This is a genomic window from uncultured Ruegeria sp., assembly GCF_947500045.1.
Taxonomy (GTDB): domain Bacteria; phylum Pseudomonadota; class Alphaproteobacteria; order Rhodobacterales; family Rhodobacteraceae; genus Ruegeria.
The window spans coordinates 186342-198880 of the sequence record NZ_CANMQQ010000007.1; the positions used below are offsets into that span (position 1 = coordinate 186342).

The window sequence follows — 12539 nt, forward strand, 5'->3', positions numbered from 1 at the left end:
CTTTAAGTTGCCTGCACAAAATTAAAACTGAGCTATGAACTCCGAAAAAACTATCTTTTGTTTCAATCAACTTGTTCGTCTTTGAGTTGAGACTGTGATTGTCAACACCCTTGCAGCGAACGATAGGCGTGACTTTCAATGTCCGGTTCGGGCTGGCTCTAGCCGGTCACGGTTGGCCAAGAGCAGTGTTGTGACGGGCAGGCAGGCGCTGCGATACCGCAAGGCGGCTGCGAGCCCTTTTTGCAAAGTTTACCGCAGCGTGGCGAAGGTCCGCTTCACCAAGTCAGGCTTCAGTATCTGATCCATGTTCGCGACCAGACTGCCGAACGAACAGTGCTTCTGGTTTGTCCAGCGCCATCTCCCAAGCGTCGGCACTCGAAGTGATGACCTCCTTGAACCCTTGCATGTTCTCAGGCTCGTCCGAGATCAAAACCCAACCACCGTCTGACACGCGACCAATCAATCGCTCCAGCACGATCAATCGATCTTTCTCAGAGAGCATGTGCAACGTACGGTCCAGAAGAAGCACATCGAATTCCCCATCGGGAACGAAAGTCCTGATGTCAGAAACGACGCCCTCAATGCTGAGGTTTTCGCGGTGTGCTGCTTCGTTCAAATCACGAATGCCATTAGGCGAGAGATCGACTCCGACAATTCGGTGCCCAAGTCGCCCGATAAATATTGCGTCGCGACCCTGGCCGCAGCCAATGTCCAATACACGCAGAGGATTCCCTGCATGTTGCTTGAAGAAATCGACAAAGAGTTGTGTTGGCTCCCCAAGTGCCTGAGGTGTCGATCCATAGAGTTTGTCGAAGTTGTACGGGATATACAGACCAAACATCTCTGTCGTCGCGTCTGACAAGTCTTCCACCAGCTCAAATCCGTTTTTTTGCAAAACCCTGGAGGACGCAGTATTGCCGTTTTCCACACCGCCAAATAATTGCACCGATTGGCCTTCGCCCTTGCACCAAGTGACCAGGCCCGCGATCAGCTCGGTCGCGTACCCCTTTCCCCAAGCCTCTTCAGAAAACAGATACCCTAAATGAACCGTTGTAAGGAATTCGGAGTCGACAAACTCGGCCAGGATCAAGAGGCCAAGCAATCTATCGCTGGCGCGATCACGAACCAGCATCACGTTGCATTCAGCGGCGCGTGATGTGATCCATTCGTCAATCGCTGGATGTGTCTCTGACATCTGCAATGGTTCAGGCAGGTGTCGTAAAACAAAGGGGGTTAAGACGTCCTTGAGTTCCTCAACTAGGGCGCTCCGTTGGTCGTTGCTGTTTATGGTCTCAGACCAACTCTCGGCCTGCATCCTTACGGTTTCAATTCTTTTGGCTTGTGTCATAGCATCTGCCTCGGTGTCTTGGATCGCAAAGTCTCGGAAAGTGTCTTGACAATGCGCACGCATAGGTTAGTTAGTTTAACTGACTATATAGGGTGCTTCTATGAAACTGGCAAGACTGATCGAACTGGCGCACAGACAAGGCCACAGACAATGGGCAAAAGCGGGCGGGCATCTGGGGATGACCCACAGCGAGTATGAGTATCTTCGCGCCATAAAAGATCAGGAAGCCAGGAAGACCGACAAGGATGATCACGGGCAACATCTTCAAGATGTTGTTGATGAGATGGGTGTCAGAAAAGCATCCGCCAGCGCAATGGTCTTGAAGCTTGAAGAACGCGGGTTGGTCGTGCGGTTCCCGTGTCAGTACGACGCTCGCGCCCAACACATTATGTTGACCGAACAGGGGCAGACGCTGTTGTATTCTGGGGAAGAAATCTACGAGGCCGCAGCGCAGGCACTGCTTGCAGAGTTATCGGAATATGACTTCAAAGCTCTAAAAGTCGCGATTGAACAGCAACGAAACTCGGCCTGACAGCCATTTGACCAGTAACGTAAGTCAGACTTACTAATTAAAATGATGGAAACACAATATGACATTCGAACTCGTACTCATGGCAACCGCTATCCACATTCTGATCTGGGAAAAGCTTCCGGAATGGGGAACATGGTTTAACACTTTCATAGCCGCATTACCGCGCCTTTTGAGTTCTCTCTATGAGCAATGGCACTGCCCATATTGTGCCGGATTCTGGATTGCGCTGGTGCTGCACGGTTTGACTGGGTTTTGGACAATCCCCGACCTCGCCTCACTGCCAGGTTACCTGGGTGTCACTGCAACGCCGGTCGGCTGGATCCTTGATGCACTTGCAACTGCGACCTTGGTATATGCTGCGATCATCGGCTTGAAGGCGATTGGCTTGCCCGCGATGAAAGCCCACATGATGAAAGAGGATTTCATGAAATCCGCCTTCAAGGGAGAAGATGTTCAAACGGACATTGGCGTAACCGCAGCGAATTAGTTCTTTGTCCGCACTGCCGCCTGTGACCGGGCAGGCACGCTGCAATTGCGGCGGATCGGGTCAAACGGCTGGCTTTGCAAAGTCTACTTTCTGCGCATCGCTGTAGTTGGGGCATCTCGCAGCATCGGTCAAAGTGGGCTCGCTGCTGACGTCGGTGCCGTTGCAGCAAAGCCCCCTGCCCCGCCAGTAGCTGATCACAAGGACGGCCCTTTACCGACATTCGACATTTATTCAGATTTTACTAGTCGACTTCCAGAAAGCCGCCATTCGTGCACAGAGCAGCATTTTCAGTTGCTGAGTGACAGCATTACCTTCAAAGTGCTGTTCGAAGAAGTAAAAACACAAACGGACTGGTGAACAAGAAGCCTCGTCAACGCTCTTGCAGCAATGCTCCACTTGATCAATGTATCAGCGGCTAGGTCAGCCTTCTGTCCCACCCAACTCAGACAGGAGTTCAAAGCCTCTGTAAGCTTCTTCAATGCAGACAAAACTAGTGATTTGTTCGGCTCCTCAGCCTCTGCTTGTCCGGCGATTTCATCGACCGTCGCCCAAATTATCGCATAGTTGTCTTGTATGGAAGAGGGAAGCTCGACTTCTTCGGGCGAATTGTTTCCGCTAATCCCTAGACGACTGCTGCAGAATACTGCGGCCCGGTCTTTGTATAGCTCAGATAATGACTGCCTTACAGAAAATAGAGCTTCATTTTTCTCTATCTCTCGAGCCACGTGTGCAGGCCCTGACTCCCAGTCTTGATCAGATAGCGTCGAAGCAATCAAACCGCTCAGTTCCCGTGGCATTGGCCTGCCATCGTAGATTGCCTTGAACCATCGTAGCCAAAAATCCCCATACACCTTTGTCAGAATTGAAAAAGTCATCAAGGTTCTCGCGTGGTCAGTTCCGCATTGAGCCCGAGGTGGCAGATGCAGATATCCGCGATCTCTCCCTTCTTGAAGAACCCATGGCTCACACTGTACCGGGCGCGCTGCAATTCAGGTGCGGTGAACAGCTCAATCGTCGCGTTGACATGCGCCAGATGGTGCCTCGTATGCTTTAATCTGAACCAGTCAGAGGGGGCTGCTCAGGTGGACAAGATATCGGGGCCGCTGTAATTGCTGTAGGGTATGCACTGGACTACCGTCGCTTCTCTGATGGTCGATATGTTCAGTTTGAAACACCCGCGGTGTTGTCACATAAACCATCGCAAGTTGTCAGCAGTCGCATTTGCAACTAGGCAGCTTTGATGAGGTTGCTTGGGATGTCCATTCCATCAGAACCATACTGTCTATTCCAACTTTCTGGTGGAATGCCGGACAATCAGTTCTGCCGGTAAAAGATACGGGTCGGGAACGGTCTGACTATCCAACCAACGGACTATCGATTTGGCGGCTACCTCTCCCATTCTTGCAACTGGCAGATGGACCGTCGTGATTGCAGGAAACGTGTAGGGTGAAGAAGGCAGATCATCGATTCCGATCAGCGATACTTCTTCAGGCACGTTTATTTGTTGCCTTTGCAATTCGAATAAAACCCCCATGGCCAAGACGTCGGAAAAGCACAGAATAGCGGTAAATGTTGTCTTAGTTCTCAGAAGGTTTTGTATTGCCGTGCTGCCGCCTTGAATCGAGATGTCAGTCTCGAACATTTGTAGTGAGTGCGCTAATTTGGCGGCCTTCAACCCCGATAGTCGCGCCTGAGTCCTATCGTTGTTCTTGACCGGTCCGTGAACCACGGCAATTTTTTGGTGACCTGATGCCAAAAGAAAATCGAGGGCAATTCGCGACGCGCTTGCGTTGTCGTAGCCGACAGTTGGCAAGTGATAATTCTCTTCAAAATACGAAGTGGCTATCACCGGAAGACGCGTTTGTTCCATCAGCTTGTCGAACTCCGGGCTGTGCGTGATACCGGAAACAATCAACGCTTCCACACCAATATCAACCAACCCTCTTGCTTTTTCAGTTTCAATCTCGGGATCGTTAGAGGTTGTTGCAACAACAAGCGACAAACCATGCATCGCCAAGTGTTTTTCAAGTGCTGCCAGAAATCTTGAAAAGATCGCGTTATCTAGTGTCGGAACCAAGGCGCCGATGACGCGTGTCCTGCCAGAATTGATCGCACGGGCGGCAGCACTGGGCACGAAATGCAACATATCGATCACCTCCTCTACGCGCAAACGTGTCTCTTCAGAAACAGCTTTTGGAGAATTCAGAACCCGTGAAACTGTCGCAACGGAAACACCGGCGACCTTTGCCACGTCACGAAGATTGGCCCGCTTCTTTTTCGGTCGGCTTTCCATCTCGCCTCTATGGTTTGAATACACTCTTCGTACTTTTCTAATACTTGACAGATGTAACTAGTTACATCAAGCTGTGTAACTAGTTACATTTGCGATTCATGGAAAACAATGTACACCGACACGATTCTTCACGAATTCAGCAACAACGGGCACGCTACACTCGCACGGTTGTTTGCCGGTTTTCAGAAACCGAGTCATGAACGGACCCTTGTATTGGCACCGCGGGAAGTCCAGAAGATCGCGATGCGCCCCGACGATCTTCTGTCCATTACCGGGGTCTGGTCCGAGGGTGAGTTACACGTTTCGGCGTTTGACTCCCGCGGAAAAGACGCGCTTTCGACCATAGGGCTTGCTGAGTCAGGACATTTGAATAGCAACGAGTCTGACTTGACCGAATTGGTCGGCTGGATCGCAGCGCAGGGCGGTGATTGCAACGCCTGCATTGCTGCCGCTCGCCTGCCAGCAAGTGATGATCAGTTTGTTCTAAGGGCCAGTAGCCCCATAACCTTATGGCTGTCGCGCGTTTCGAACCGTGACCAGTTGGTTAGTGGGTTTGGCGGTGGCTCGATCATAATTAAGCATCAGCCCTCTGGGAGAACCGGCCAGATACTGCCCGACCCGCTGGGGGATGTGCGCGATGAATTCACCGTTACGCGCGGCACGGGAATGTCTTACGAATTGAAGCAGGGTGAAATCCTCCAGATCATCGACGTCGAGGGGCAGCAATGCTCGGATTTTGTCGCCATACGCGCCGATCGGCTCGACAATGGTGAGGAGTGGTTGATCGACAGTACCGCAACCCGATCGATGGTGCGCCGCGCCTACCCGGGCCCCGGCATGCTCGACAAGTTCTTCGACAGCGAAATGCGCCCGCTTCTGAACGTTGTACAAGACACCTGCGGGCGGCACGATACTTATGGTCTGGCCTGCACAGCACGTGGATACGCGGAGCGCGGTTTCCCTGGGCATGTTAACTGTTCTGACAACATTTCCTATGCGCTTGATCCTTATGGCGTGAAGCGCCGTTCAGCATGGCCGGCGATCAACTTCTTTTGGAACACCTGGATTGACCCCAATACTCACGACCTTCTGGTAGATGAAAGTCGCTCTCGCCCTGGCGACTATATCGCCATGAAGGCTCTTGACGATCTTGTCTGTGTTTCGACCGCGTGCCCGGATGACATCGACCCTATCAACGGTTGGAACCCAACGGATGTGCACGTACGGATTTACCGGCCCGAGACACCCATTCGTCGCGCCGTTGCCTATCGCGAAAAGGAAGACGCACCAATGTCCCTCAGTCAGGAATCTGCCTTCCATGAACGGCTGGAACCATTGACCCAGCACTTTGCGCCAGCGCGGGATCTTTGGGCGCCGGTGAGCTTTCCATCGCGTGGGACACTGGGCGAGTATTGGGCGTGCCGTGAGGCTGTGACCCTGCAGGACATGAGCGGGCTGCGCAAATTCGATATCATCGGGCCTGATGCCGAGATGCTGTTGCAACTGGCGACGACGCGAAATGTTGCCAAACTGCCGGTCTGGCGCGGTTCTTACACGCTTATGTGCGACGAAACTGGTTCGATCATTGATGATGGCACCCTGTTCCGACTTGCGCATGACCTGTTCCGCTGGTGCTGTGGCACTGAAGAGAGCGGAAGGGCACTGCAAACATTGGCCGAGAAACACGGACTTCAGGTTCGCATCCACGCCATGCGCAACGCGTTACCAAATCTAGCGCTGCAAGGTCCGAAATCCCGCGACGTGCTGCGCAAGATTGTCTTCACACAGCCTAATGTGCCAACGCTGGATCAGCTGAAATGGTTCGGCTGTACCATTGGCCGATTGAACGATCGCGAGGGCGCGCCCTTTATGCTGTCCCGTTCCGGATACACCGGCGAACTGGGGTACGAGATATTCTGCTCCAAGGCCGATGCCGTGACCATCTGGGATGCTGTGATGGCCGCTGGAGAGGAATTCGGGATCACACCGATGGGGTCGGCTGCATTGGAGATCATCCGCATCGAAGCAGGACTTGCAGCGGCTGGCGCCGAATTCGCATCAGGTGTTGACGCCTATGAGGCCGGATTGGGGTTCGCCATTGATCTGGACAAGGCGGAGTTCATCGGCAAGGCCGCGCTCGAACGTAATCATGAGGCCCCTCGACGGGTGCTCAAGGGGTTACTGCTGGATTGCAACGATGTCCCGCTGCACGGCGCCGGGGTCTTTGCCAAAGAGAGGCAAGTGGGGGCGATCACCTCTGCCACGCGCTCTCCTTCGCTTGAGCGCGGCATCGCTATCGCGCTCCTGTCGGTCGAGCAATCGGAAAACGAAACCAGGCTGGAAATCGGGCAACTTGACGGGCGGATGAAACGCCTTGGTGCTATGGTCGCCGACATTCCATTCATAGACCCGCAGCGAAAGCGGGCGCGCGCTTAGCAAGAAACATCCAATCAACAGGAGTGAGAACATGAAACTAAAGATGAAATCATTGGCATTGTCAGCTGCAGTCAGCGTGTTTGCGCTGCCGGCCTTTGCGGCGGAAGAGGTCAAAATCGGCGTGCCGTCCTGGACCGGGGCGCAGGCGATAGCCTATTTGCTGGGCGCAGTCGTGGAGATGCGGATCGGCGGAACCGTGGAATATGTACCTGGCAACAACGCCACAATCTTCCAGGCGATGGATCAGGGTAAGGGCGACATTGATGTACACCCGGATGTCTGGCTGCCCAACCAGCAAAGCTTTACCCAGAAATATGTAGACGAAGCGGGCACCGTTACCCTTTCGTCGAACCCTTATGAAGGCAATCAGGGTTTCTGCGTCAGCAAGGATTTTGGTGAAGCCAACAACATCACTGACATCGCCGACCTGGGTCGCCCGGACGTGGCCGCTTTAATGGACAGTGACGGCAATGGCCGCGGTGAGATGTGGATTGGCGCGCCCGGCTGGGCTTCGGCCAATGTGAACGAGGTGAAGGTGCGCGACTACGGGTTGATGGATTTCATCGAGCCGATCCGAGCTGAGGAAAGCGTAAAAACAGCGCGCATCAAAGACAGTATCGCCAAGGGTGAGGGTTATGCGTTTTATTGCTATAAGCCCCACGCCGTGTGGTTCATGTTTGATGTTGAAATGCTGTCTGAGCCTGCGTTTGACCCTGAAAAATACGTGATGGTGCAGCCTTCGGACGATCCCGATTGGTTCGACAAGTCCATGGTCGCGACGAAAGATGCACTGAAAGATGTTCAGATCGCCTGGTCCAATTCGCTGGTGGATCGCTCGCCGGCGATTGCCGAGTTCTTCACCAATTTCCAGGTGACATCGGATGACGTTTCGAACTTTGCCTACGAGATCAGCGCCAATGGCCGTGATCCGGCCGAGGTTGCACGTGAGTGGGTTGAAGCTAACCCCGATCGCGTAGACGCCTGGCTGGGTCTCTGATCCAGCATTGTAATCCAAGTTGGCGCTGCATCTTCGGCGCCAACTTGAAACGGCGCAACCCTAGCAATAAACCTCCGGGGGACACATGGGCGACGATACCGTTATCAAAATCTCGAATGTCTGGAAGATCTTCGGTGCCAAACCCGAAATTGCCTTGCAGGCGATCAGGGATCGCGGCCTGACCAAGGCCGAGGTGCTGGCAGAGTTCAACTGCGTTGTAGGCGTCGCGGATGTCAGCCTGTCGGTCACCCGGGGCGAAATTTTCTGCATCATGGGCCTCTCGGGCAGCGGCAAATCCACGATGGTGCGCCACTTCAATCGCCTGCTGGAACCCACTGCTGGCAAAATTGAAATCGAAGGCACTGATGTGATGGCGCTGGGTCCGCAAGAGCTTCAGCAGTTTCGCAACCACAAGATCGGTATGGTATTTCAGAATTTCGCACTGATGCCGCATCGCTCGGTGCTGGACAATGTTGCGATGCCCCTGGAAATCCGGCAAGTCAGTAAGAATGAGCGCATGCGCCAGGCCGCGGCCATTCTCGATATTGTCGAGCTTGGCGCATGGGGGTCGAAATTTGCGCATGAACTGTCCGGCGGGATGCAACAGCGTGTCGGTCTGGCCCGCGCCCTGGCCGCCAACCCCGATGTTCTGTTGATGGATGAACCGTTTTCAGCGCTTGATCCGTTGATCCGGCGGCAGTTGCAGGATGAATTCATCCGACTGAGCAAAATCCTAAAGAAGACAACGATCTTCATCACCCATGACCTTGATGAAGCCGTCCGTATCGGCAATCGCATCGCCATTATGCGCGACGGTAAGGTAGTGCAGATCGGAACTGCTGAAGATATCGTGATGAACCCCGCTGATGATTATGTATCTGATTTTGTTGCGGGCATTTCGCGGCTCAAAGTGGTGCGCGCTCATGCGGTCATGCGGCCAATACCGGAACATGTCGCGGTCCATGGCCCGCTATCCGCTGACGCACCGCGCGTCAATGAAAGCGAAAACCTGAGCACGATGATTAATCTGGCGATCGACAATAGCAGCGCCATTTTGGTTGAGGATGCCGGCGTGGATGTCGGCGTGATCACCCGCGCCGATCTGTTGCGCACCGTGATCGAAGGGACAGAAGTATCATGAGCACCTCTGATGTGAACCCACTGGAAGACACCGAAAGCGAAGCAGCTCTGGCCTATGCGGAAGAGCGGCGCGAGAATATTCGGACATTTGTGCGCACCAACCCTGACTATTACATCCGAAACTTTGACAAGATTGGTGCATCGTCCCGCTTCACGCCAACCTTCAACCTGATGGCCGGGATCTTCGGCCCAGTCTGGTTCGGCGCGCGAGGACTGTGGACCTGGGCACTGCCCTTCCTGATCATTGAAACGCTGGCCTTTGTTCAGATTGCCCGGGGGCTGTTTGGAGATCTGGCCTCTGACGCCATGGCGCGGATCGCGTCGATTGAGGGCACGCTTGAGCTGCGCCGCAAACAACTGGAAGCAGCAATTGAAGCCAATTCCGACAAGATTGATGTCTATCGCCGAACGGTCGAGTCGCTGGAGGAAAACATCGGCGGTATTCGCGCCGAGGCCGAGGCAATGGCAGGACAAGGGCCGAGTATTGCCCTCACCGGCCTCGTCATATTGCTGATCGTCAAGGCGGTACAGGCTATCGTGGCCAACTGGGCTCTTGAGGCGCGGTTCTCAGACTGGTTGTCTGACCGGTCGGTTCGTTCGGCCTTGCCGGTTCAGGAGATTGTATTCAGCGCAATTTTCATGGCGCTGATCGTGACTGCCGCGATGATGCATTACTCCTTCCCCGGACGGTTTTCCCTGCTCAGCCATTTTCCGACGGATCCAAATATCCGCCTGACCGGTATCACCTGGGTGGAAGAGTTCATCGCATGGTGCGTTCGCAACAGCGAAGTGTTCTTCGATGTACTGACAATTGGCATCCGCGCGCTGCTGGATGCGCTTGAGGTCATCCTGGTGCAGACCCCGTGGATCGTGATCGCGAGCCTGATCGTCCTGTTGACCTGGCTAACAGCAGGCATCCGCACGGCCATCTATTCGAGTGCATTTCTGGCTTACATGGGCCTTCTTGGATTCTGGGAGGCGGCGATGACGACACTGGCCCTGCTTGGAACAGCGGCATGTCTGTCCATTGTAATCGGTATCCCCTTGGGCATGTTTGCGGCGCGACGTCCTCGATTCTATGCGTTTATCCAGCCTATCATGGACTTCATGCAAACTATGCCGGCCTTCGTCTTTATGGTTCCGGTGATCGCATTCTTTGGCGTCGGTAAACCGGCGGCGGTTATCGTCACGATGATCTTTGGCGGTACACCGGTGGTGCGCCTGACCGTGCTGGGCCTGCGTGGCGTTCCGGAATCCGTACGGGAGGCCGCCATCAGCTTTGGCGCCAACAAATGGTACCTGCTGACCAAGGTCGATCTGCCGCTTGCCGCACCGTCAATCCGGGCAGGGATCAACCAGACGATCATGTTGTCACTGGCCATGGTGGTCGTTGCTTCGCTGATCGGGGCAAAGGGCCTTGGTGAAGACGTTCTTGAAGCCTTGCAATACGCTAATGTGGGTCAAGGTATCCTTGCGGGCTTCTCGATCCTGTTCTGCGCAATGATCCTTGATCGGATCGTGCAGGGCGCCAGAAAATGACTCCGCTTGTCTTTGTCCATGGTTTCATGGGCGGCAGCATGCAGTGGAATTTACAGACGCCGCTGGCGAAAGACCGAAAGCTGATCACCATTGACCTGCCTGGCTTTGGCAAAAATGTGCACAAAGACGCGCTGCGCTCCATTCCAGAGTTCGCCGAATGGGTCCTTGCCGAAGTCGAGACCGAACAATTCGACCTGCTCGGTCATTCTATGGGCGGAATGATCGCCCAAGAGATGATCCAACTTGCACCGGATCGTGTGCGCAAACTTGTGCTATATGCAACGGGCGCAGAAGGTGTCATTCCTGAGCGGTTCGAACCCATTGAAACCTCTATCCAACGCGCCCATGCCGATGGGGCCAAATCAACTGCTCGCAGGATCTCCGCGACTTGGTTTTTAGACAGTGAAACAGCGCAGGAATTTCCAGCATGTGCCCAGATCGCGGAAGCTTGCTCATTGCAGGCAATCATTGCTGGGTTGGAGGCGATGCAAAATTGGTCCGGGCTTACTAATCTTGCAAAAATTGCATTGCCGACACTTGTGCTTTGGGGCGACCGGGACCGTACATATTCATGGTCCCAAACTGAAACCTTATGGCGCAACATACCTGATTGCCGACTCGCGGTGCTGCCTGCCTGTGCGCACGCGGTTCACCTAGAAAGCCCGATTCTGTTCAACCGGCTTGTCAGTGATTTTCTGGAAGCCGACTTATGAGATTTCGACGCTTGCAACGCCGAAAGTTTGTCAAGCAATTTCTGTTGAATACCTTAATGACGGGTTTGCCGCATTCCAACTCAAACAAAACAGCGTCGAAAACAAGCATGTCTCGGGGCTCTGTTGCAAACTTTTGAGCATGGTGAGCTGATTGAGCGATCGCATCGGTGTTAACCGGCTAGTTCGGCGAATTGTTTGAATGGACAGACTTCTGGCGTGAGTTGACCTTTCCTGATCATGTGCGCAGTTTCGATTCCAGCTAGAGTTGCTGATGCTGAATTGAAGGATTTGGAACCAAGCATCGGACGGGTTCGCCTTTTTATGAACCTGTGATCTTGTTCTACGATGTTATTGAGGTATTTTCGTCTGACCATCTCGATGGGAATGGGGCATCCAAAGCCTTTGAGCATTTTGTTGATGGCCTTCAGGCCCGCAGTATTGGCGCCGCTTTTGTCGATGACAATCTTCCGTGGTAACCCATTAACTTCCAGCATCCGGGCAAGGAATTTAGTGGCAGCTGGCTTGTTGCGCCGCTCAGATAACATGAAATCATGTGTCTTTCCGTGTTTGTCGACGGCGCGGTATAGATAGACCCAAGCGCCTTTCACCTTGATGTATGTCTCGTCCATTCTCCAGGAGCAGTCGCATGGTACTTTGCGTCTACGCGCTGCTTCGGCAATGGCGCCAGAATATCGCGTTACCCATCGGTTCAACGTGGTGTGATCCACGAAAACACCTCGCTCTCCCATGATTTCTTCAAGATCCCGATATGAGACACCGTAGCGGACGTAAAAGAACACTGCGAACAGGATTACATCCTTCGGATATTGCGCGCCTTTAAAGGAAATCATGAATTGGCTTTCGACTTGATATGACCGGCAGTCATTCACGCGCTAATTCCGAAAGCGTCAATGTCAAAAGTTTGCAACAGAGCCGTGTGGGTTTAAGTCGCTCAAATCCGCTTCGGCCACGCTTGATGAGATCAAGGTCGCCAACATGATCCGGAAACAGCAATTCTCTAGCGCAACGAGCTCGAGATTTCGGATGTTTGCTG

General features: G+C 53.6%; 11 protein-coding genes. 7 read left to right on the plus strand and 4 right to left on the minus strand.

Translation table 11 applies throughout. The features are described 5' to 3' along the window. Positions 1–283 precede the first annotated feature (283 nt). Entirely contained in the window at positions 284–1348 is a 1065-nt protein-coding gene (locus Q1B46_RS13670) for a bifunctional GNAT family N-acetyltransferase/class I SAM-dependent methyltransferase (RefSeq protein ID WP_299948842.1), read from the minus strand. A 100-nt stretch (positions 1349–1448) separates the two neighbouring features. Here Q1B46_RS13670 and Q1B46_RS13675 point away from each other — a divergent pair, with 100 nt between their 5' ends. Together Q1B46_RS13675 and Q1B46_RS13680 are read left to right on the plus strand one after the other, a co-directional pair. Further along, positions 1449–1880 (plus strand): MarR family winged helix-turn-helix transcriptional regulator, encoded by a 432-nt coding sequence (locus tag Q1B46_RS13675; protein WP_085823802.1) that lies wholly within the window; start codon positions 1449–1451, stop codon positions 1878–1880. A gap of 58 nt (positions 1881–1938) precedes the next feature. Beyond that, positions 1939–2367 (plus strand): hypothetical protein, encoded by a 429-nt coding sequence (locus tag Q1B46_RS13680; protein WP_299948847.1) that lies wholly within the window; start codon positions 1939–1941, stop codon positions 2365–2367. Between the two features lie 287 nt (positions 2368–2654). Here Q1B46_RS13680 and Q1B46_RS13685 read toward each other — a convergent pair whose 3' ends face one another. Together Q1B46_RS13685 and Q1B46_RS13690 are read right to left on the minus strand one after the other, a co-directional pair. Further along, complete coding sequence (locus Q1B46_RS13685; RefSeq protein ID WP_299948849.1) at positions 2655–3242, minus strand: hypothetical protein; 588 nt, start codon at positions 3240–3242, stop codon at positions 2655–2657. Positions 3243–3649: 407 nt separating this feature from the next. After that, a complete protein-coding gene (locus tag Q1B46_RS13690) occupies positions 3650–4660 on the minus strand; it encodes a LacI family DNA-binding transcriptional regulator (protein ID WP_299948851.1) in 1011 nt (336 codons plus the stop codon). A 213-nt stretch (positions 4661–4873) separates the two neighbouring features. Between Q1B46_RS13690 and Q1B46_RS13695 the strand changes: the two genes are divergently transcribed. The 5 genes from Q1B46_RS13695 (at position 4874) to Q1B46_RS13715 (ending at position 11485) form a co-directional block, all read left to right on the plus strand. Then, on the plus strand, positions 4874–7096 hold the full coding sequence (locus Q1B46_RS13695; RefSeq protein ID WP_299948853.1) for an aminomethyltransferase family protein: 2223 nt from the start codon (positions 4874–4876) through the stop codon (positions 7094–7096). A 31-nt stretch (positions 7097–7127) separates the two neighbouring features. Beyond that, complete coding sequence (locus Q1B46_RS13700) at positions 7128–8093, plus strand: glycine betaine ABC transporter substrate-binding protein (protein WP_299948855.1); 966 nt, start codon at positions 7128–7130, stop codon at positions 8091–8093. Positions 8094–8178: 85 nt separating this feature from the next. Continuing rightward, a complete protein-coding gene (locus tag Q1B46_RS13705) occupies positions 8179–9234 on the plus strand; it encodes a glycine betaine/L-proline ABC transporter ATP-binding protein (protein ID WP_299948857.1) in 1056 nt (351 codons plus the stop codon). Continuing rightward, on the plus strand, positions 9231–10772 hold the full coding sequence (locus Q1B46_RS13710; RefSeq protein WP_299948859.1) for an ABC transporter permease subunit: 1542 nt from the start codon (positions 9231–9233) through the stop codon (positions 10770–10772). The genes Q1B46_RS13705 and Q1B46_RS13710 overlap by 4 nt, the downstream gene beginning before the upstream one ends. Next, positions 10769–11485 carry an alpha/beta hydrolase gene (locus Q1B46_RS13715; RefSeq protein ID WP_299948861.1) on the plus strand — a complete coding sequence of 239 codons (717 nt, stop codon included), beginning with the start codon at positions 10769–10771 and terminating at the stop codon, positions 11483–11485. The genes Q1B46_RS13710 and Q1B46_RS13715 overlap by 4 nt, the downstream gene beginning before the upstream one ends. A gap of 170 nt (positions 11486–11655) precedes the next feature. Here the strand turns inward: Q1B46_RS13715 and Q1B46_RS13720 are convergent, their stop codons facing one another. Continuing rightward, entirely contained in the window at positions 11656–12336 is a 681-nt protein-coding gene (locus tag Q1B46_RS13720) for an IS6 family transposase (protein ID WP_299948926.1), read from the minus strand. Positions 12337–12539: the final 203 nt, after the last annotated feature.